The organism is Zhongshania borealis (assembly GCF_039539625.1).
Classification (GTDB): domain Bacteria; phylum Pseudomonadota; class Gammaproteobacteria; order Pseudomonadales; family Spongiibacteraceae; genus Spongiibacter; species Spongiibacter borealis.
This window is the reverse complement of record NZ_BAABDM010000001.1, coordinates 142,108-163,870: the sequence shown is the minus strand read 5'-3', so window position 1 is coordinate 163,870 and position 21,763 is coordinate 142,108. Positions and strand designations below refer to the sequence as shown.

Genomic DNA, 21,763 nt, shown 5'->3' with positions numbered 1-21,763 from the left:
ATGCTGACTAAATCAGGCGTAGTAATCAACTGCAAGCTTACTCCCAGGGTCAATCTGCACCTCTGTATTTATGAGCAGTTCGTCGTCACGACCTAAGGCATCGCCATTCCCACCCCGGCCTGCCGCATCACCTTGTCCTGCCGACTGCCCAGCAAATTGTTGATTACCATTCGCTGCAGCACCATTGCCCAGGTTTGGATTGTGGGTCACTTTCACTTCATCTAAACGTAAACCCTGCTGCTCCAAGCTGCTATTCAAACGCGGCAGCATTTTTTCAATTAGGTCGCTCGTCTCGCCATTTTGGGTTTGGAATTGCACCGAAGTATTGTCGCCCTGAATAGACAACTGTATGTGAATACCGCCCAATTCCGCTGGGTGTAACTGCATGGTCGCGGTATGCACACCATTGTTAACCATCATGCCAATACGCGCTGCCATGGCCTGCCCCCAGGCGGGGTTGTCGACCAAGCTCTGATTCATCGTCAGTGTTAGCGGCGCCCGCGCGGAATTCGCTGCACCAGCACTCAAGGTATTTTTAAGCTGCGACAGAGACGCCAACTCAGTAAAGTCAGCGTCATTGCTAACGCTTTCGCTTTGCTCACCTTTCAGCTGCTGCGCTAGCATCTGCTGCCCTGGCGCAATAGCAACACCTTCACCCGGCGCCATAGCGCCTTGCATCGCTGCGGCAAATCCAGTACTTCCAGAATTCTGCGCACTGGCGGTCGCCGCCAAAACATTAGCCTTTGCTTGATTGCCGCTTTGCAGTAATTTTTCTTGCTGCAACAACAGCTCATCTGCCGTTAATTGGGCTTTACTGGCGTCAGCCATCACATCACCAACAGCACTGCCTGCAGAATTAAGCTGCGTTCGCGACCAGTCAATTTGCACTTGCTGCCAATTCACTAGCGCATCATCAGCACCTAAGGCTTCTTCTGCCGCCAATTCCGCGTTTGCATCCGACAATGGCGACGACGGCAAATCCTTACCGCTCAGCGGCAATTTTTTGCCGCCCTCGGGATTCGCCAAATGTGTGTTTTCTGCGCCCTCCAACTCCGCACCAGATACGCTGGCACTGGTGGTATCTGCAGACTCACTCGCACCCGATTTACTCGCTCGCGGCTCGCTCAAATTACTTGCAAGCAATTGATTAAACGGCAATTTTGACGACGAATCACTCGCTTTACCGGCATTGCCAGCACTGCGGCTACTTTGATTCGAATCGCTGCTACTCAGCGCGGAAAGTGAACTCGACGGCATAGTATGTCACCTGTACATTTTAATTATATCCGGCCGCCAATATGGCAAAAGCCCGGCAATACTATAATTAGAGCAAGGCTTATGCCATATCGGTGGACTGGCGAGCCGACCAGACAAATCGCTGGCTCGAAAGGTCGTCTGCTTGACGTTGTTCTTCAGTATTAAGTTGTTTTGCTTCCTGCTCGCGGTAACGATCAGTCAGTTTTTCCAAGCTCATGGCCCGGCAGCGACTGTCTAACCAATGCTGGCGTTCAGTCACCACATTGGCCTCGGCGCGCTCTACGGCTTCGGCTTGCTGCGCAACCGCTTTAGCCAGCTTACTCATAAACTGGCGAGTTTCTTGTAAACGGTGAATATCCAGATTTTGCGAGGTTTGATTTTGGCTAGCATCCGCGTATTCACGGTAATACTGCTTTAATTCAGTGTATTTTTTTTGTTGGTGATCAAAGTGCTTTTGGCTTTTTGCAAAACGCTTAGCCTGCTCTTGCTCCTTGCGCTCCGCCAAGGTATTCACGGTATGCATACGCTGGGATTTCTTCATTTCGGTACCTGTAAGCTTATGCGTCTTCTAAAAGTACATCGAGCTGATCAAGCGAACTATCAAAGGGCTCTGCTTCATCATAGGCCTGTTGTAAGAATTTGACCATGCTAGGCCACAAGGCAACCGCATGATCTAAGCGAGCATCGCTGCCACGCTGATAGGCACCAATGGTGATTAAATCCCGATTCTGCTGATACAAGGAGTACATTTGCCGGAAATAGCGCACCTGATCTTGATGACTCTTAGCGGTAACGTCATTCATTGCACGGCTCACTGAGCGCTCAACGTCAATCGCCGGGAAATGCCCCGCGTCGGCCAACGCCCTCGACAGCACAATGTGACCATCAAGTATCGCGCGCGCCGAATCCACAATTGGGTCGTTCTGGTCATCGCCCTCGGCCAAAACCGTATAAAACGCAGTAATTGAACCACCGCCAACCGCACCATTACCCGCGCGTTCGACCAAGGCAGGCAATCTCGCAAAAACCGATGGCGGATAGCCTTTTGTTGCAGGCGGCTCTCCGGTCGCCAAGGCAACTTCACGTTGAGCTTGAGCGAAACGGGTCAATGAATCCATAAGTAATAACACTTGCTTACCCTGATCGCGAAAGTGCTCCGCAATCGAGGTTGCCAGCCAAGCACCGCGCATACGCATCAGCGGCGGATGATCTGCCGGGGTGGCAATCACCACCGCGCGTTTCATATCTTCGGTGCCAAGAATACTGTCGATAAACTCTTTTACTTCACGGCCCCGCTCACCAATCAAAGCAACAACCACAACGTCGGCTTTAGTGAAGCGAGTCATCATGCCAAGCAAGACACTTTTACCCACACCACTGCCCGCAAAGAGGCCTAGACGTTGACCTTGGCCAATGGTGAGCAAGGCGTTAATTGAACGTACGCCCACATCAAGGGGTTCGCGTATTGGCTGACGCAATAACGGATTAATTGGAGTGCCATTAATTGAGCGAGTCTGCTTACAGTGGAGCGGCCCCTTGCCATCTAATGGCTTAGCTGCACCGTCGAGTACCCGCCCCAATAGTTCGTCACCAACAGGAAAGTCCGAACCCTTGGCAATGGGAATCACGCGGGCATTGGGCATGACACCGCGCAGCTCGCCGGTGGGCATTAACAGTATTTTGTCTCCCGCAAACCCCACCACTTCGGTTTCCAGCCAATCGCCGTCAGCAGCCTCAACCAAGCAATAACCTCCCACCGGCGCTTTGCAGCCAACCGCTTCGAGCATCGTGCCAACTACCCGCTTGAGCTGGCCTTCTACAATGGGCTTTTCGGCGCCACTGAGGCGCTGTCGGTACAAGGCAAATCGTTGCCGTAACTGTTCGCTAGGATCATTAATCACCGCTAGACCTCGTGCTCATCGCGATCACCAGCAGTCAACTGTGATGGCACCATGGTCTCGCCAAGCATCTCTGCAACCACGTGCTGAATGCGGGTTTCCAGCTGGTCGTCAATTCGCGAATGATCGCTGTTTATACGGCAACCACCACGGCTAACCGCTGGGTCTTCAACCAAGCGCCACACGGGATCTAAGGGTTCACCGCGGTCTTCATGTAAACCGCGCAACACCTCGGCATCGTCGGGATTAACAAAAATTTCAAAACCACTGTTGCTCAAGGGCAGCGCCGACACGGCTTTATGAATAAGGTTTTCGATGAGTTCGGGGCGCACACTCAATTCATGGCGTAATAACTGTTTAGAGATCGCCAAAGTCATTTGAAATAACTCTCGCTCTAATTCGCTATCAACCCACTTAAGCGGTTCGCGCAAAGCAGCCAAGGCAAGTTGTAACTGCTGGCTTTGTTCGGCTAGCAAGCGCGCAGATTCCTTCTTCGCGTCGTCAAGACCCTGTTTAAATCCCTGATCGTAGGCTAGCTTGCGCTGCTCTTCTGCAACATCAGGGGAAATAACGGCTTCGGCCTCAACGGGGTCGGCTTGCTCTACCTGATTGGGGCGAGGGGCGGCTGGCCGCACCGGCGCAGCCAGTGATGACATTTCAGGCAACTGCCAGGGCTGATGTTCGGCCGGCGTTTTAGTTTGCTCGGCAATTGCAGCGCTTTGTGCTGCCTCACCGGCATCAACAACGCGGGGTACAAATGCCTGAAACACATCTGCCATAACAGCCTCTTAGTTGAGTAATTTGCGGCTAAACACAGTTGCTTTTTTACACATAATCGTCACTGCCGCCTTTGCCCAAATCAATCTGGCCGTTTTCCGCCAATTTTCTGGCGACCGCGAGAATATCTTTTTGCGCCGCTTCCACATCACTCAACTTCATGGGGCCACGAGACTCCATATCTTCAATCAACATCTCCCGCGCGCGTTTAGACATATTCCCCATAATCTTATCCCGCACAGCTTGGTCGGCGCCTTTTAATGCCATTGGCAGAATATCGGAACTCACTTCGCGCAACAGCAACTGAATGCCTTTGTCGGGGATATTGATCAGGTTGCTGAACAAGAACATCAGGTCTTGAATCTTCTCAGACAGCGCTTCATTCTTCTTGGCCACCGACTCCAAGATGCGTGTTTCGGCCTCGGGGTCTAGGCCATTCATAATACCCGCCGCCGTCAATGCACCGTCTATTTTGCGGTTTTTAAAGGTCGCTGTAACAGAAAGCTTTTTCTTTAAAACGGCCTGCAACTGGCGCATCGCCGCTTGGGGAATAGTCTGCATATTGGCAATACGCATCACAATATCGTCTTGTAAGTCAGGTGCCATTTGCTTCAGCACTGCACCGGCTTGGTCTTGATCCATATGCGCCATCGTGATCGCGATCAACTGGGGATGCTCGTCTTTCAACATATGCAAAAGGGCATCGGGTTCCAACCAGCGCAGCGAGTTCATCTCTTGGGATTCTTCATCACCCAAAACGCGCTCTGCTAAGGTAGCGCCCTTCTGCTCGCCCAAGGTTGCGGTAAATAACTTGCGAACATAGCCGTGCACACCAACCCCTAGCGAAGTCTCTGATTGCATTGACTGCCTAAAATCATCAACCACCGCCTCGGCGCGCTGATTATCCACACTGCGAATTGCCGCCATCGCCGTGCCAATCAATTCAACCTCATGGGGGTCAACAAATTGCAGCACTTTTGACGCCTGCTCTTCACCCAGCATCAATAAGAACAAAGCCGCTTTTTCGCTGCCGCTACCACCTGAACTTGCTGCCATATTAGGATTTACCATTTTCTTCCGACACCCATTTTTTCATGACCTGCGCAACGCGCTCAGGGTTTTCATTCACTACTGAACGCACTTCCGTCATCTTTTCTTCAAAACCCATACGTCCTGCCAGCTGCGGTGCGGTCATTTGTGGACCACCCAAAGCCGCAACGGCGGGGTGTAACACTTCGCCAGTCACGCTGTCGACTGCTGTGCCATCTGGCAGCGCTGCGGTCGCGCCACTCGCCGAAGCGCTGCTCTGCATTAAGGTTCGCATACCCGGGCGAAGTACCGCGAATACAATTAACAATACTGCCAATCCAGCAAAAGACTGGCGCACCAAATTAGCAAACCAAGGCTGCTCCCAAAAACCGGGGCCACTCACCTCTTCATCAAACGCGTTCTGAGGCTGAAAATCGGCCGACACCACCGTAACACGGTCGCCGCGATCTAAGTCATAGCCAATCGCGTCTCTCACGAGAAGATTTAACTTCTCTAGTTCCGGTGCGCTAATTTCTGTTGTCGTTAGCTCACCGTCTTCGCCCGTGGTTGCACGATTCGCAACAACAACAGCAACCGACAGCTTTTTAATCAGCCCTGTTGGCGTAGAGGTATGATTCAGCACCCGCTCAATCTCATAATTACGAACAATCGAGCGACTACTTCCGGCTCCGCCACCAGTGCCTTCACCCAGCGCTTGACCGCCAATGCTCGGAGGCTCATTGGTCAACGCGCCGGGAATACCGGTTGCGCCGCCATTACCTGCAGGGCTGCGGCCCTGCTCATTAATTTGTTCGCTACGCACTACCTGACGATCAGGATTCCAGCTCTCGCGACTTTCTTCGCCGGTAGAAAAATCCACATCGGCCGACACTTTAACGCGTACCTGGCCTGCATCGGCTAAGGGTCTGAGTAAATCTTCAATACTGTCTTCGTAAGCGCTTTCAATACGCTGACGGTAACTAAACTGGCGCGAACTCAAACCCAAATCATCTTTATCGCCGAGCTCAGACAGCTGATTGCCCTGCTGATCTACCACCGTTACTTGCTCTGGTGCTAAGCCGGTAATACTCGACGCCACCAAATTCATGATGGCATTGACGTTCTGCTTGTCTACCGTGCTGCCCGGAAAAACATCCAACATAATCGAGGCACTGGCGGGTTTGCGATCACGAACAAATACCGACTGTTTAGGAATCGCCAAATGTACCCGCGCCTTGCGAACTTGATGCATGCTCTCAATTGTACTCGCCAATTCTTGCTCTAGCGCGTAGTGGTATTTCTTAGACTGCATAAACTCACTAACGCCGAAACCTTGCTCCTGCTCAAGAATTGCCATGCCGCTACCGTCACGCATAACACCTTGACCGGCGAGTTTGATTCGCGCGTCATGAATTTTTTCCGAGGGAACCATAATAGAGCCTGTTGGCTCCTGAATCTTATAAGGAATACCCGCAGCATTGAGCGCATCAATCACCCCTGCCGCACGCTCTGGCGCAACATTGGCGTATAAAGTGCGGTAATCCGTGCCTTGCGACCACATTACAGCGGCAAAGCCAACGGCGACACTGGCGGCAATCCCCACCAAAATAAGCAATTGGCGCAATACATCATTTTTCGCCAAGTCAGCGAGTAAACTCGTCAGCGGATTGCTTTTTACTTCAGCCATTTTAATAGCCCACCGTCAGAACAACGCTAAATACCACAGCCAACAGCTCAACAAGAATTAACATTACATCGACATCCGCATGACTTCTTGGTAAGCATCAACAAACTTATTGCGTACTTCAACTACCGCTTTAAAGGCAACACTCGATTTCTCGGCGTTAACCATAACTTCAGTCAAACTCACGTCCTTGGCGCCGCGTTCAAACGCAGAAGCCAGCGCGCTAGAATTTTGCTGGACTGTGTTCACTGCGTTTATAGAGTCTTTAAGCATAGCCCCAAAATTAACATTAGAGGGCGCATTTACCGAGAAGCTATCTGCTTCTACCATGCCAGGTTTCGCAACACCCGTTTGCTCTCTTAGGGCGCGAATCTGCGTAAGTATATTATCAACCTTCATATCTGACATGGTCTATCTCCTTAACCCATCAAGTAGCTTTGTTCACGCAGGCGCGCTAATTTATAACGCAAGGTGCGAGGGCTAATGCCTAAAATTTCAGCGGTCTCTTTCTTAGAGCGACCAAGGCGCAGAGCATCACTAATAACGCGGCGCTCTTGATCTCGCATAAAGCCGTCAAGGACTTTGCTGCCGTCGACGTCACGCTCTTGTTCGCTCAAGGCCATAACCCCAGACGCAACATCCTGACGCTGATCAACAACAAAACTCATACCGGTCTCAAACTGAATATCACGCTCAGTTATGTGATCACCCTGCCGCAAAATCAATGCACGCTGAATAACATTATCGAGTTCACGAACATTGCCCGGCCAGCGGTAGTGCAACAACTTTTCCTTTGCATCCTCGTCCAGCATTTGATCAGCGTAGCGAACACTGCTGTCGCGAGCCAAAAAGCTCAGTGCCAGTGGCAAAATATCGTCACGTCGCGCCGAAAGTGCCGGAATGTGCAAGGGGAAAACGTTCAAGCGATAGAACAAATCTTCACGGAACATACCCGCCCGAACCACTTCGCGTAAGTCGCGGTTGCTCGTAGCAATAACGCGAACATCAAGCTTTAAGGTTTTACGGCTCCCTAAGCGCTCTAGCTCACGCTCCTGCAGCACCCGCAACAACTTCGCCTGAAGACCAAGCTCCATCTCTGAAATCTCGTCAAGGAGCAATGTGCCGCCCTGAGCCTGCTCAAACTTACCCGCATGGCTATTAATCGCGCCGGTAAAAGCGCCCTTCTCATAACCAAACAACATCGCTTCGAGCATATTTTCTGGAATCGCCGCGCAGTTCAACGCCACAAAAGGGCCACTGCTGCGTTTTGAACTATTGTGGATATAACGAGCGTAAACCTCTTTACCCACACCGCTCTGGCCACTAACCAAAACCGTGGCGTCAGTTAAGGCAACCCGGCTTGCCATCGACTTAACAGAGATAGACGCGCTATCAGCAACAATTAACTCAGACATGGAGGGCTTCTCCTACACGAGCGCTACTAGTATTATTCTTGTTTAGCCCCGCCAGCACTGCGCGTAGCTGCTCGCCGCTACTCAACAACTCACGGTGAAAAAGTTCGCGATAGTATTCAGCCGTTATAGACCTGCTCTGCTCAAGCACCTGCTCAGTATCAATACGCTTAACCATTCGCCAACCCTCTTATGCAATCTTTGACAAAGAGATAGCAAACAACATGCCACCAAATAATTCCTATAAAATACAATAAGTTAGGAAAATTCCAAGGTTAATTGCCATTTTTTTGGCGATGGAATCTTGGCGATTGGCCAAATGATAGACGGGTAAGCTTAGGCAGGTGCCGAATACAGGGAATACTTCATGGACGATGGGAAATGCAAAAGCCAATCTAGGCGAACTCAGCCCCACTAGCTGCGACATAGCCGATAAATGGACTCCTGCCTTCGCAGGAGTGACGACACTATATTAATCGCATCGGTCAATGCATCGCGTTTTAACTTAGTAAGACGAGGTGGGCTAAATAAGCTCCGGTCAATACACACAGGCAGGAGTGCGGGTGGTATATACGGTTTGCGCCAGTTTGTCGTCGTACCTGCGAAGGCAGGTACCCATTGATAAGCGAAGCGCATGCCTTTAAGCGTCTAACGTCGGAGCTAGGCATTTTAAGCGGGTATGGTTGAGTGATCGTGGAGTTTTAAACAGGGAAGGAGAACTTAGGAGAGGTCGAGCTTTTTCATTTTTTCGGCTAGCGTGGTTCGTTGTAATCCCAACAGCTGCGCTGCTCGGGTTATTACGCCGTCTTCTTTACGCAGAGCTTCGCTAATAAACCATTGCTCTATTTCAAGCAGATAACTTTTAAGGTCAATCCCACTCTCAGGCAAGGGTGGTCGGCTTGGATTCACCGCCACTTCAAGGGCAACTTCATCGTCATCATCGGCGTGGTAGACCGCTAGCGATGACAACAAGGCATCTTGATCATCCCGGGTCGGCTCATCATTTCGCTCTACAATCCCAACGGTCTGATATTTTGGCGGAAGGTCTTGCGAGCGTAGCAACTTCGACCCATGGGTAATGGCCAGGCGTTCCATTAAGTTTTCTAACTCTCGAACATTACCAGGCCAGGGGTATTGCTGCAGAGTTCGCATTGCACTGCTAGAGAATTTTGGCGGCACCATGCCCTTGGTTTCTAAATTCGTCATAAACACGGCCATCAATGCCGATATATCTTGGCTGTGTTCTCTGAGTGCCGGCACTTCAATAGGAAATACGTCAAGGCGATAGAAAAGATCTTCGCGAAAACTACCGTCGCGGACCATAGCCTCTAAGTCGCGATGGGTTGCCGCCAATATGCGTACATTGCAATGTTGGGTGTGATTACTGCCGACACGTTCAAAGCTGCGTTCCTGCAAGACCCTGAGCAATTTAACCTGCATTGACAGGCTCATATCACCGATCTCATCCAAAAATAGGGTGCCGCCTTCAGCCATTTCAAAACGGCCCTTGCGCGTTGCTACCGCACCAGTAAAGGCGCCCTTCTCATGACCAAACAACTCGCTTTCAAGTAAATCAGCGGGGATCGCGCCACAATTAACTGGAACAAAGGGCTTTTCACTGCGAGACGACGCCGTATGAATGCGACGAGCAACGACTTCCTTGCCGCTACCAGACTCACCGCGAATAAGCACTAGCGTGTCGAAGCCTGCAACCTGATTTATAAGCGAATCAAGGGCTTGCATAGCGTCAGACTCTATAATCCTAGGAACAGCGATATCACACCTACTTGGAATCAATGTGTTGTTTTTTTGATTTGAAACAGTCATTCCATTGTGAACCTTTTCACATGCATAGCATTTGTATAGCAGTGGAATATGACAAATTCAAAGACAGCGACCAATATAACCACCTAATTAGGTCACTATAATGCCCAATTCAGCGTTTAAAATGGTATAGGGGAAAGCCCTAGGGTCATAAAAACAACATATCAACTAATTCTATTAGTTAGGATATTATTTATAAGGCGTTGACAGTGCAAGATTTTTTTAAATTGAAGCAGGCAGTAAAACTACGCGGAGGTGGATAAATGATTACCCCGCCTCACTATGACATGCTATGACTCAAGTAAGAGCCAAGATTGCGCGCATTCTGGCGGGTCTGATTCGCATCAGTTAACATCGCGCTGCGCTGTTCATACAATACATCGGCAACTTTCTGGTCAATCGCTAATATCGCTGAGATCACCTCACCAACCAACTCGCTCTCAGATGGCGCGCACTCTTCCGCAAAAAACAAATCCATTAACGCGCGGCGACGGCTTTGCTGGGCAACAGCTTCGACCCAATCACTGCTGTCGGCTAATTCTTGGATATGTTCACTAATCGTCAAAAGCTCACGCAGCTCCCGATGGCGAGTTCCCAGCACCTCTGACATTTGCAGCATTTCAATATTCATTAGTCACCTAAGTACTTAGCCAAGGAGTCTCGACGTATGTCCGCCGGGCATAAATCGCCCGCCGTGAGCGCTAAACGCCAAAGCCTATACCGCTTCTGTTTGGTAGCGCGCAGTAGATTCACTTCCACTTACTGCAGCGGGAATGGCATCCCACGCTTCTTTCAACTCTTTTAACAACGACGCCACTTCATCTAGCGCCGCTTCGTCATTATTGATGTTAGCTATCAACAAACGACGGTTCATATAATCATAAAGGCTTTCTAGGTTTTCGCTCATTTCAGCGTTAACGCTGTGATCTAAGCTCATTCGCAAACCGTCTACAATCGACATAATACGGTCGATAGCAACAACCTTACGCTGCACTTCTTTGCGCTGCATATAGCCCTTGGCAACAGACAAACGATCTAAAGCGCCATCCATTAACAATTGAATTAAGCGGTGCGGACTCGCTGCAGCCACTGAAGATTGGGCGCCAACGGATGCGTATGCCTGGGTCGCTCTACCTGCTGAATAGCTCATTGTTTTTCCTCTTGGTAAGCTCTAAATGCTTACCTTAATTGACGGCTTTACACGGCTTTTCTTTAGCTCTTTTTGCGTTTATTTACAGGTATTTACGGTGGAAAATACCTATACCATTCTTAACTACTTTTATAAACCGAACCAGGTAAGTTCGCTAACTGCTCGGTTAAAAAATCGCCGGTGTTGTTTAACTGACCCAGCAGCGTATCCAGCGCCGAAAACTGCGCCTGATATCTTGCCTCAATAGCCGCAATTCGTAGGTCCAGCGCCTCGCGCTGATCGTCTATTCGCTCCACCTGCGCTTTTAGGCCATCGGTGCGATTTTCTAAAATGCCACCACCGGCGGTGATATCGCCAATAACCGAATCTAGGCGCGTTGCATAGCCATTTTCACCGGCAAACACCCCTGCCACATTGGCAAAATCAGTGTCTAACACTGAGCTTAGCTTAGTTGCATCAATTTCCAAAATACCTTTGTCGCCGGTGGTGATTCCCAACTCGGCCAAAGAGTCTAACTCTACATCCAAGCCGCTAACAAGCGTACCCATTTCTTGGCGTATCCGGTTGGCAACGCTGCGGGTAGTGGAATCGCCCTGCAATAAACCGGCGGTATCCGCCTCTGGATCATAAGCGGTTAAATCATTAAGCGTCGCCATTAAGCTATTATAGCTGGCAACAAAACCTTCAATGCTTTTTTTGACTGAGGCAGTGTCGTGTTTCACCGTTAAACTTAGGCTTTCACCGGGTTTAGCGGTTTTAACATCAATGGTAATCCCCTCGATCATGCCCTCAAACTTCAGACTGGCGCTGTTTAAGGTAAAACCATCTACCACCACAATAGAGTCTTTAGCCTCGGCCTTCTCGGTCATTGCGAAGTTGCCCGTTGTATAGGCTAAGTCGTTCAAATTGCCGGTGTCTGTGCCACTGGGCGTAACATCAACTTCTATCGCGTTGTCCAATCCCGTCTCAGTTGACGAGAAAACCAAATGGGCGCCGTCTTGATCGGTCACAATACTCGCTGTTACGCCGGTATTGTCCTCAGCACTATTCACCGCATCGCGAATTGCGGTCAGAGAGTCTTCGCCATCGGCAATAGCCACCGAAAAAGTCTCGCCATTCTGGCTAAAATTAAGCACACCACTGCCGACAACAGCGTCGTTGTCAGCATAAGCCTTAGAGGCAATAGTCTCCTTAGCGGCTAGCTGCTCAACTTTAACGGTGTAAGTGCCAGCGGCGGCGGCAGAGGTAGTGGTCGCGGTAAAAGCCGCCGTATCTGAAGAGGTCGCCGAGCGCTTGCTGAAGGTATCAGCGCTTTTCAATGAACTTAGGCTATTTTGAAAAGTCGTCAATGACGATTTGAGTGAGCCGAACGCAGATAGGCGCGCCTGAATAAGGGCTTCTTTAGAATCAAGACGGGTTGCTTGTGGCGCGCGCTCAGCGCTCACCAATTGCGAGACAATACTATTGATATCCAGCCCTGAACCAATGCCTGATGCTGTTACCGTTGCCATACTGTCTCCTGCACCTGCGGTGCTTGGCCAATTTTTTATCTAGGCTAAATAACCTAAACAAACCACATGGCCGCTTGTTACTTTGCCACGCAACAGCGTGAACGATTTAGCCATTCAAACTCAATAATGCACGTAATGCGCCAATTAAGCCTGATCTTCAATTAAGCTGCCGGTACCTTCAATAAAGGTGCGGGCAATATTCAATAATTCTTCTGGTGGTATCTGCCGAATAACCTCACCAGACTCCGCATGAATCACCTTCAGTATGGTCCGGCCAGTAGTATCGTCAACCGAGAATTCAAGATCGCGCTCCCGATCCTTAAGGACTTCATTGAGTTTGGCCACCGCTTGGGAGGTTTTCTCAATATTATTGGTAGAGTCAAACTCTGCCACCAAGGCCACGGCTATGCGGCTCAATTCCGAGTTCGGCTTAGCCGCCTCACCACGAACAGCTGCCGCATCTTGCGCAGTACGGCTAGGTGCCGCTTGCGAAGAATTCGAGGTATTCGGCAAAGTCTTGCCGCCTGGCACCGGCACAAACCGACCGCCAGCCTGCCCCGACGCCGCAGTATTAGTGCTTACAGCGGGGCTTAAATTTTGGGCAACCGCGCCCGCCGCCGCACTTTTCGCTGTGGGCTTGGCGTAGCTCGATGCTACTGATGGTAATGATAAGCTCGTATCCATAATGTAACCTACTCACCCTATCAAACAGTTATAGCAGAAACACGAACAGAGCCTTGAGGCCCCGTCGTCTTTTCCGTTAACTCCCTGTCTGGGCCGATAATTCCCGCGCTCTTAGGAGCGCGGGGCCTAGCGGGCTGCGACTTACTGCAGCAGACTCAGAGCGGCCTGTGGCAATGCATTGGCCTGGGCTAAGATCGCGGTGCCTGCCTGTTGCAGAATCTGCGCCTTAGTCAGGTTGGCCGTTTCAGCCGCAAAGTCAGCGTCCAAGATCCGACCACGTGATGCAGACAAGTTCTCAGAGATGGTCTGCAAGTTAGTGATAGTAGACTCAAAGCGGTTCTGGATCGCACCAAAGTCGCTGCGACGATCACTGATTGCCGTAAGGGCAGAGTCAATACGACGGATCATGTCGTTTGAAGCGGCGACTGTTGTCACACTTACATCAGCCAGGCTACCTGTTGCAGTCGTGTTAGCTAGGCCTAAGCTAGATTCTAATCCGCCAGAGAAGGTGATCGTTTCAGATGCATAGATAGAGAAAGTACCATCTCCATTATCTTCAGCAAGGCCGTTACTACCCAGCGCGGTATTGATCGCTGCCACCAAATCTTCGGTAGTAGTGTAGGTGTCATCAGCAACCGCAACCGCGGCACCGTCGCCGATTGCGATACTGAAGTCACCAGCGACCGTTATACCAACTGGGGGGATTTCAGCTTCAGCATCAACGCCAGTTGTAGTGCTGGTCGAGGTAGGTACGGCAGTAATATCCGCGTTAGCCCCAGCAAAAGTACCGTTATCAGCATCTCCATTAAAATTACTAAACACTATATCTCCTGCGCCTACAGTCGGAGCAGTTAAAACAATATCCGTGCCGGAGATTTCAACCGTGAAACCAGTTAACTCTGATTCGAGAGCCGTCTGTAACGCGCCAATAGTCGATAAATCAGTATCTAGAGTAACACCTATTACACTCGCAGTGCCGTCAGTTACATCAAAGCTAACAGCTTCACCAGTGTAATCATCAAGCAAATCTGCTGCTGCGAAGGTAAATGTAGCTGCTGCTGCATCTACTGCAGGAGTGGCCGTCATCACTGCACTCAGGTCATTAGAAGCATCGCTCGCAGTCGCGCCCAATGAGTTCAGGCGCGTACTTGCACTCAGATCAAGACTAATGGTTTCGCCTACATTTGACCCCACTTGGAAGGTCGCACTGCCAAATGAGCCATCGAGAATCTTGCGGCCGTTAAAGGAGGTCTGTGAACCGATGCGGTCGATTTCGGCCAAACGCTGCTGTACTTCGGCATCCAATGCGGCGCGGTCAGAGTCAGAGTTTGTGGCGTTAGCAGACTGCACTGACAGTTCGCGAATACGCTGCAGGTTATTGGTCATTTCGTCAAGCGCCGCTTCACCGGTTTGCGCCAGTGAAATACCGTCGTTGGCATTACGAACCGCTTGATTCAAGCCGTTGATTTGGGTGGTGAAGCGAGTAGAGATGGCCAGACCGGCTGCATCGTCTTTCGCGCTATTGATTCGCAGACCAGTAGAAAGGCGCTGCAGCGAAGTATTCAATGTTTCTTGCGACTTTGACAAATTGCGCTGGGCATTCAAAGAGGCAACGTTGGTGTTGATGCTAAGTGCCATGGTAATTCTCCTTTCCACTCTATGCGGTATAAAGACGTAAGTCTTTGATTAAGCACCAGTCAAAGTGACTGTAGTTTGCTTTCAAACCAATTAACGGCCGCTTTTGGGAGAACTTTAAGTTTTTTTTACTATTTGTGGTAAATACGTATAAAGGGGGGGGGATGAAGTCGGATGTCTGGCGTCTGGTGTCGGGTCGGACATTAACTGCTCGCTGAATGCTTAACGGGAGACGGGAGACGCTTAAAGGCATTCGCTGCGCTCATTAGATGCTCGCTTTCGCAAGCATGACAGAAAATTTAGCACGGCGCGTCACCATTGTCGCCCTTGCGAAAGCGAGGGCCTGTTTTGGGATGCCTGAAGTATTAAGTCGGATGTCGGATGTCTGGTGTCTGACACTAACGGCTCGCTGAGTGCTGAACGGGAGCCGGGAGACGCTTAAAGGCATTCGCTGCGCTCACTAGATGCTCGCTTTCGCAAGCATGACGGAAACCCACTAACGCTGCCTTTGCGTCTTCCGTCTCCCGTCAAGCGTCTTGCGCCCGACGCCCAACATCCGACATCTAAAGTCCAACTCTCACTTAAATATAATTAAATAGCGACAAGCCCTGCACCTTGCTAAAGGCTTGTTGCGCGGCTTGTAGCGAGGCCTGCTGCTGTGTAAAGCGCGAGATGGCTTCGGCGTAGTCTAGGTCGTTGACCAAGCTCAGGCTGGTGGCTATTTGTAAGCTGGCACCGGCATTCAGGTCGGTTTGGCGCTCTAGGGATTGCATCCGTGCCCCAATGGTGGCTTGGGTGTTGATTAGGTGATCCATGGCCTGGTCGAGGTTGCTAATGGCGGTGTTGATTTCACTGGTTTGCAGCGCCCGGTCACCTGCGCTATTGCGCGGCGTTTCTAGGGAAACAGCCAGTGCCTCGACCATGGAGAATATGTCTTGGCGCTGGGCGGGGGCGATGGTGAATTCGTCACCGGCGGCAACCGGCCCTTGAATGGAAACGGCCATGCCACCGGCGAGGATGTCACCGCCGTCTTGGTAGGCCGCGCTACTCACTACCGCGCCACCGGCGTCGAGGACGTCGTATTGGCTTTCGCTGGTAAAGCGAATGGTGAAGGATTCGCGATTAAATTGGCTTGGGTCGGTAACGCTGCCTGCATCAATAACCCCACCCCCGGTATTGGCGGCGTTAGCGGCGGTTTGAAACTGGCCGTTGCCGTTGAGGATGTTCATAAACACTTCAGAACCGGGATCGCCGTCTGGCAGGCTGCGCGCCGGGCCAACTTGAATTTGGCGCTGACCATCGTCGCCGTTGTAAACATAGCCGCTGGCGGTTTTGGAGATTGGCGCACTGCCCTCTTGGTAACCAGAGAAAATATAATTGCCACTGCTGTCGGTGGTATTGGCGTAGCTGACCAAATTGTCGAGCTGTTGGCGCAATTCTGCGGCAATCGATTGCCGCGACTCATTGCTCTGGGTAGCGTTATTGGCCTGAATCGATAATTCACGCACCCGCTGTAAGAGATCAATGCTGCCGCTAACCACGCTCTCTTCTAGGCCCAAACGGCTGTTGAGGATGGTGCCGTTGCGGTCGTATTGCTCGGTTTTTTCCTGTGCGCGGGTCAGCTCTAAACTGCGTACCGCACCTACTGGGTCGTCTGAGGGGCTCAGCCGGTTTTGGCCCGTGGCGAGCTGCGACTGAGTTTCAACCAGTTTTGCCTGCTGGGTCAGCATATTACTGACCCCAGTGGCGTAGATCTGGCTGCTTGAGATTCTCATGGCGCTACTCTCTCTTTGGGTTTTGCATTGTCCAGTGCGTATGAGCCGGTACTGGCCCGCACAAGTAGATTCCGCGTGTTAACTTGCCATTGCCGAGGTGTCATTATCTAAAGGCGCCAATTAAGGTCTGAAACAATTCATTTGCGATGCTCGTTGCCTGCGCCGCGGCTTGGTAAGCCTGCTGAAATTTAAGGAGATTGGCGGCCTCCTCGTCTAGGTTCACCCCGGAATAATTCTCTTGCCGAGCCTGGGTTTGGCTGAGCAAATTTTCTTGGGACTGCAGATTAATTTGTGCGCTTCGGGTCGCCACGGCAATGTCGCCCACCAAACCGTTTACTGCATCTAAGACGCTGGTGGCGCCATTATTTAATAGCTTGCTACTTTCCGTGCCTGCCAGTTTTAAGGCATTGCGGTTATCGCCAACCGCATTGGTATTCGCACCAATTAAAAAGTGGTCGCCGGCCACTGGCGTGCCAGTAATAACAACGCTATTGCCGTTAATGCTGAGTTCTTCACCCGAGGTATAGGTGAAGCTGCCGCTGCCATTAATTTGGTAGGTGGTGGCGGTCAAAAATTCAATATCGACATCATCTAGCAAATTCGGGTCGCTGCTGTCGACAACATCGGTCTCGCTAATTTTAGCGGTGCCGATATTACTGCCACTGCTAATGCTGCGGGTCGCGGCGGCGGCCGCAATCCCAGCGGGATCAGTGAGGATCACCTTAATACCCGCAGAGGCGCCCTCGGTGGGTCGCAGCACAAATTGGTCACCGGTTGCCGCTGCGCTGTCTAGGCTAAATTCCATGCCATTGAGCTGAAACGGGTCAGCGACGCTGCCGCTGCCACTGACCCCAGTAACGGCTGCGCCGGTAGCTTCATTAAAAAATGACCAGTTGCTGCCATCAAAGCGCATTAGAATATTGTCGCCAGTGACTTGCGACAGATCACTTATTTCAACGCTGAGCTGCGCGGCACTAACATTGTTGCTGCTGCGGTAGGCCACCGGGTCCGGCACCGAAAAAATATCACCGCCCTGATCGCCGCGCAAATCGACACCGGCGCGGTTCTGGCTATTCATAGAGCTGGCCACAGCGAGGCTGATACGCCCTAATTCATTGCGCGTTTCATTGAGCACACCGTCGCGGAAATCCAAACTGCCGCCCAAGCTACCACCGCTAATGCTGTCGCTAACAATGGCCTGACGGCTGCCCGTGGTCATGGCAATTTCAAGCCGATCTGGTTCGAAGGCGTTGCTGATCGCGCTCATTTTGACAGTGCTATCGCCCAAGACTAGGGCTTCGCCATTGCCGACAAATACACTGACACTGCCGTCTTTTTGCTCAACCGAGGTTACGCCAATGAGTTCATTTAATGACAGCAGGGCCTGATCGCGCTGATCCAGTAGATCATTTGCGGTATTGCCAGACGCCCCGTCGGCGGTCGTGATCAGCCGGTTAATATCGGCAATCTGGGTCGCTAGGTCGTTAATATCACTAACCGAGGTGCTGATGCGCACATTCACTTCCCGGCTGAGGGCATCTAGCTGGGCAGACATATCCGCAAAGCGGTCGCCCAAGCCCTGCGCCTCGGCGAGCAGCAACTGCCGCGAGGTAATAGACGAGGGATCGTCGGCCACATCTTGAACACTATTGTAAAAACGCGACAACGCCGCCCCTAGCCCCAAGTCGGGATCGGCAAGGCCATTGTCTAGCTGCGCCGCCATTTGGTAACTGGTTTCAACCGCAGAGTAAGCCGCTTGTGCGCTGCGCAATTGACCGGCGGTAAAATTGTCGTACACCCGACTCACCGAGGAAATACTGACCCCGGAACCAAGGGTAATGCCACCGAGCTGCTGGGGTATACGCGTGGCAAAGTCCACCTTTTGGCGGCTGTAGCCTTCAGTGTCGGCGTTGGCGATATTGTGACTGGTGGTGGCCAGCGCGCGCTGATTGGCGACCAGCGCCGACAGGGCATTACCTAGCATGTCACCCATGTTTTACCCCTTAATCATTTACAGCTTATCGGCAGATAAACTGAAATCTTGAATACGGCTAGTGTGGCTTTGGTTACTGAGCTGCTGGAGCTTGCTTTGCAGTGCAGCCCCCTCGCCGGTCATACCACTACCCTGTTGCTGTGTTTGCGGCTGCTGCGATGTTGGGCCCTGCAACTGCGCTGAAATCGATTCTGCCATGCCGATACCACCCTGATTTGAGAGCGTGACCGAGAGCTGGCTGTCGAGCATTTCTTCGTACATTTTGGTGCTTTCGTCAGAGAACAAACCACCCTCGGGTACACCAGCGCGCATGCTTTTCAGCATCATTTGCAAGAACAGCGCTTCAAATTGTTTGGCTACTGGATCAATGGCATCGGCCGAATTCTCAGTCGCCTCTTTGCGCAGCGCGGCCAGACCGGTGAAGTCGTGATAATTGCTACTGGTATTGATATCCATAACTACCGCCCCTTAGATCACAAGTAGCTCGGCACGCAGGGCACCGGCTTGGTCGAGGGCTTCAAGAATGGCGACCAAGTCGCTGGGCGCTGCGCCAACCTTATTAATGGCTTTCACGATTTCTTCTAGGGTTACGCCAGAGTCGAGTAAGAACATTCGCGAGCCGGTTTCTTGCACTTCGATGCTAGATTCCTGCGCGGCCACTGTTTGGCCGCCAGCGAAGGCGCCGGGCTGACTAATATCGACCCGCTCAGTGATTGAGACGGTTAGGGAACCGTGGGTCACTGCTGCGGGCATAACACGAACATTGCCGCCGATCACAATGGTGCCGGTACGCGAGTTAACCACCACCCGCGCAATGGCCTCGGCTGGGGTTATTTCTAAGGTCTCTAACATCGAAATAAACGTAACGCTGCGATCAGCATTGCTGGGGCCGAGTACCTTGACGGTAGCCGAGTCCAGCGCACTAGCCGTGCCAGCACCGAATTTGCTGTTAATTTCTTCAACTAGGCGATGCGCGGTGGTGAAATCGGCTTTTTTCAAATTGAGCATAATTTCGCCATTCGAGGCCATGGTGCTAGGCGCCGCACGCTCAATAATCGCCCCGTTGGGAATACGACCCGCACTGGGAATATTGACGGTGACTTTAGAGCCGTCGGCACCCGCCGCCCCTAAACCACCCACTAACAAACTGCCCTGCGCCACGGCGTAGACTTGGCCGTCGGCACCCATCATCGGCGCCATTAGCAAGCTCCCACCACGCAAGCTGGCGGCATTACCTATAGACGATACGGTGACGTCTAAGGTTTGGCCGGGCTTGGCAAAGGCTGGCAAACTGGCGTGCACAGTAACTGCCGCAACGTTTTTCAACTGGGGGCTGACGTTGTCGGGAATACGCACACCAAAACCGGTGAGCATATTGCGAATACTTTGAATAGTGAACTGCGCCTGGCTGGTCTGATCGCCGGTGCCGCTAAGACCGACCACCAAGCCGTAACCCACTAATTGGTTTTCGCGTACGCCGGCAACATTCACCAGATCTTTAACACGTTCGGCCTGCGCCAATGGCGCCCAGACCAATAGCGCAACGCTGCAAAAAGCAGCAATTTTGCGCAACACTAAATTTGTTTTATAAGACATTGCAGCCGTCCTCAAAAGGGTGACAATACAGACTGGAACAAACGTCCCAACCAACCCATGGAATTAGCGTCGGCTAGCGCACCTTTACCGCTATAGGTAATACGCGCATCGGCCACTTTATAAGACGGTATGGCATTGTCTGCGCCAATGTCTTCGGGGCGGATAATGCCCTTGATACGAATAAACTCTTCGCCTTGATTGATGGTGACCCACTTCTCGCCCCGCACCCGCAAGCTGCCATTGCGCAGCACTTCAGACACGGTCACGGTAATGCTACCGGTTAAGCTATTGCTCTGGGTACTACTGCCCTGCCCAGAAAAATCCTGGTCTGAAGAGACGCCGGTAGTGAGAATTGGCGTGCCGCCACTGGTCACGCCACGGCCTAACAAGGTCACGGTGGGCACAGAGATATTGCTCTCTTTGCCGGTCGCGGTGCTTGAGGATTTACTGGCGTCGGTTTTTTCTTCTAAGGTCACGGTGACAATATCACCAACCTGACGAGCCCGGCGGTCAACAAATAAGGTCATGCCGTAACCCGAGCGGTAAATAGAGCCCATATTTTTATCGTCATCCGCGGCCACTGGTGGCGCAGCAGATTCATAATCAGCGGACGCATCTTTAGCCGGAGCCGATGAACACGCCGACATTAGCGCGAGCACTAACATCGCCAATGTGGCGCGAAGCTGGGTGCTGTTCAATGTATGCTGAATGTTCATATGCTTTACCCTGCTAAAATCGCGAATTACAGATTATTATTCACGTACTGCATCATTTGGTCGCTGGTGGCGATGGCCTTAGAGTTCATCTCGTAGGCGCGCTGGGTTTCGATCATATTCACCAGCTCTTCCACTACGTTGACGTTTGAACCTTCAAGGGCGCCCTGTTGAATACTGCCGAGTCCACTCAGGCCTGGCGTACCGGTTTGTGGCGAGCCACTAGAGGCAGACTCCACATAGAGATTTTCACCGCGGGCTTGCAAGCCCGATGGATTGATAAAATCGGCCAATTGAAAACTGCCAACTTGCACTGGCGAAGCACTACCAGACAATACCGCGCTAACCACACCGTCTGAGCCAATAGTCACACTCAAGGTGCCCTCAGGAATTGTCATTCCGGGGTCAACAACGTTGCCGGTATTGGTGACGATCTGGCCCTGATCGTCGAGCTGAAATGAGCCGTCGCGGGTGTAGGCAATGCTGCCATCAGGCATTTGCACCTGAAAGAAACCCTTGCCTTCAATGGCCACATCCAAGGAGTTACTGGTCTGATTCAAGGTACCTTGCTGATGAATTTTTTCTGTAGACACAACCCGCACACCGGTACCCACATGCATACCGCTGGGTGAACGCGTTTGCTGCGACGTTTGGCCGCCGACTTGACGCATGTTTTGATAGAGCAAGTCTTCAAAAGACGCTCGGTCGCGTTTAAAACCAGTGGTGTTTGCGTTTGCAAGGTTGTTACTTACGACTTGCATCCGGGTTTGTTGGGCATCGAGACCGGTTTTAGCGACCCAAAGTGATGAATTCATAAATAACTCC

21 protein-coding genes and 2 pseudogenes are annotated in these 21,763 nt (G+C 51.6%); all 23 read right to left on the bottom strand.

Annotated elements, in window-relative coordinates:
- Window positions 1–12 precede the first annotated feature (12 nt).
- The 23 genes and pseudogenes from ABD836_RS00810 to flgG all read right to left on the bottom strand — a co-directional run bounded on the left by ABD836_RS00810 (window position 13) and on the right by flgG (window position 21,753).
- Window positions 13–1,257, bottom strand: a complete 1,245-nt coding sequence (locus ABD836_RS00810) for a flagellar hook-length control protein FliK (protein ID WP_344931805.1) — start codon at window positions 1,255–1,257, stop codon at window positions 13–15.
- A gap of 79 nt (window positions 1,258–1,336) precedes the next feature.
- Window positions 1,337–1,798: a flagellar export protein FliJ gene (fliJ, locus tag ABD836_RS00805; protein WP_344931804.1), complete on the bottom strand. Its 462-nt coding sequence runs from the start codon at window positions 1,796–1,798 to the stop codon at window positions 1,337–1,339.
- A gap of 16 nt (window positions 1,799–1,814) precedes the next feature.
- Window positions 1,815–3,158 carry a flagellar protein export ATPase FliI gene (gene fliI, locus ABD836_RS00800; protein WP_344931803.1) on the bottom strand — a complete coding sequence of 448 codons (1,344 nt, stop codon included), beginning with the start codon at window positions 3,156–3,158 and terminating at the stop codon, window positions 1,815–1,817.
- Window positions 3,159–3,160: 2 nt separating this feature from the next.
- A complete protein-coding gene (locus tag ABD836_RS00795; RefSeq protein WP_344931802.1) occupies window positions 3,161–3,934 on the bottom strand; it encodes a FliH/SctL family protein in 774 nt (257 codons plus the stop codon).
- A gap of 46 nt (window positions 3,935–3,980) precedes the next feature.
- Complete coding sequence (gene fliG, locus ABD836_RS00790; protein WP_344931801.1) at window positions 3,981–4,988, bottom strand: flagellar motor switch protein FliG; 1,008 nt, start codon at window positions 4,986–4,988, stop codon at window positions 3,981–3,983.
- A gap of 1 nt (window position 4,989) precedes the next feature.
- Window positions 4,990–6,648 (bottom strand): flagellar basal-body MS-ring/collar protein FliF, encoded by a 1,659-nt coding sequence (fliF, locus tag ABD836_RS00785; RefSeq protein ID WP_344931800.1) that lies wholly within the window; start codon window positions 6,646–6,648, stop codon window positions 4,990–4,992.
- Between the two features lie 63 nt (window positions 6,649–6,711).
- Window positions 6,712–7,053, bottom strand: a complete 342-nt coding sequence (fliE, locus tag ABD836_RS00780) for a flagellar hook-basal body complex protein FliE (RefSeq protein ID WP_344931799.1) — start codon at window positions 7,051–7,053, stop codon at window positions 6,712–6,714.
- Window positions 7,054–7,064: 11 nt separating this feature from the next.
- Entirely contained in the window at window positions 7,065–7,364 is a 300-nt protein-coding gene (locus ABD836_RS19550) for a helix-turn-helix domain-containing protein (RefSeq protein WP_486389709.1), read from the bottom strand.
- A pseudogene (locus ABD836_RS19545) lies at window positions 7,343–7,595 on the bottom strand (AAA-type ATPase lid domain-containing protein); the annotation flags it as partial. The gene ABD836_RS19550 and the pseudogene ABD836_RS19545, both read right to left, overlap by 22 nt.
- Window positions 7,596–8,012 (bottom strand): annotated as a pseudogene (locus ABD836_RS19465) (sigma-54 factor interaction domain-containing protein); the annotation flags it as partial.
- Window positions 8,013–8,052: 40 nt separating this feature from the next.
- Window positions 8,053–8,235: a hypothetical protein gene (locus ABD836_RS00770; RefSeq protein ID WP_344931796.1), complete on the bottom strand. Its 183-nt coding sequence runs from the start codon at window positions 8,233–8,235 to the stop codon at window positions 8,053–8,055.
- A 542-nt stretch (window positions 8,236–8,777) separates the two neighbouring features.
- On the bottom strand, window positions 8,778–9,884 hold the full coding sequence (locus ABD836_RS00765) for a sigma-54 interaction domain-containing protein (protein WP_344931795.1): 1,107 nt from the start codon (window positions 9,882–9,884) through the stop codon (window positions 8,778–8,780).
- Window positions 9,885–10,161: 277 nt separating this feature from the next.
- Window positions 10,162–10,512, bottom strand: coding sequence for a flagellar protein FliT (locus ABD836_RS00760; protein ID WP_344931794.1), 351 nt, complete (start codon window positions 10,510–10,512; stop codon window positions 10,162–10,164).
- Window positions 10,513–10,596: 84 nt separating this feature from the next.
- On the bottom strand, window positions 10,597–11,031 hold the full coding sequence (gene fliS, locus ABD836_RS00755; protein ID WP_344931793.1) for a flagellar export chaperone FliS: 435 nt from the start codon (window positions 11,029–11,031) through the stop codon (window positions 10,597–10,599).
- A gap of 119 nt (window positions 11,032–11,150) precedes the next feature.
- The gene (gene fliD / locus ABD836_RS00750) at window positions 11,151–12,542 is read right to left on the bottom strand and encodes a flagellar filament capping protein FliD (protein WP_344931792.1); all 1,392 of its coding nucleotides are present in this window, start codon (window positions 12,540–12,542) and stop codon (window positions 11,151–11,153) included.
- A 144-nt stretch (window positions 12,543–12,686) separates the two neighbouring features.
- Window positions 12,687–13,226, bottom strand: a complete 540-nt coding sequence (locus tag ABD836_RS00745) for a flagellar protein FlaG (protein WP_344931791.1) — start codon at window positions 13,224–13,226, stop codon at window positions 12,687–12,689.
- 141 nt (window positions 13,227–13,367) lie between these two features.
- Complete coding sequence (locus ABD836_RS00740; RefSeq protein WP_344931790.1) at window positions 13,368–14,864, bottom strand: flagellin; 1,497 nt, start codon at window positions 14,862–14,864, stop codon at window positions 13,368–13,370.
- A 578-nt stretch (window positions 14,865–15,442) separates the two neighbouring features.
- A complete protein-coding gene (flgL, locus tag ABD836_RS00735; RefSeq protein WP_344931789.1) occupies window positions 15,443–16,636 on the bottom strand; it encodes a flagellar hook-associated protein FlgL in 1,194 nt (397 codons plus the stop codon).
- A 103-nt stretch (window positions 16,637–16,739) separates the two neighbouring features.
- On the bottom strand, window positions 16,740–18,629 hold the full coding sequence (gene flgK, locus ABD836_RS00730) for a flagellar hook-associated protein FlgK (protein WP_344931788.1): 1,890 nt from the start codon (window positions 18,627–18,629) through the stop codon (window positions 16,740–16,742).
- An 18-nt stretch (window positions 18,630–18,647) separates the two neighbouring features.
- A complete protein-coding gene (locus ABD836_RS00725; protein ID WP_344931787.1) occupies window positions 18,648–19,085 on the bottom strand; it encodes a rod-binding protein in 438 nt (145 codons plus the stop codon).
- A gap of 12 nt (window positions 19,086–19,097) precedes the next feature.
- A complete protein-coding gene (locus ABD836_RS00720; RefSeq protein ID WP_344931786.1) occupies window positions 19,098–20,225 on the bottom strand; it encodes a flagellar basal body P-ring protein FlgI in 1,128 nt (375 codons plus the stop codon).
- Between the two features lie 11 nt (window positions 20,226–20,236).
- Window positions 20,237–20,941, bottom strand: coding sequence for a flagellar basal body L-ring protein FlgH (gene flgH / locus ABD836_RS00715; RefSeq protein WP_344931785.1), 705 nt, complete (start codon window positions 20,939–20,941; stop codon window positions 20,237–20,239).
- A gap of 26 nt (window positions 20,942–20,967) precedes the next feature.
- Window positions 20,968–21,753, bottom strand: a complete 786-nt coding sequence (flgG, locus tag ABD836_RS00710; protein WP_344931784.1) for a flagellar basal-body rod protein FlgG — start codon at window positions 21,751–21,753, stop codon at window positions 20,968–20,970.
- Window positions 21,754–21,763: the final 10 nt, after the last annotated feature.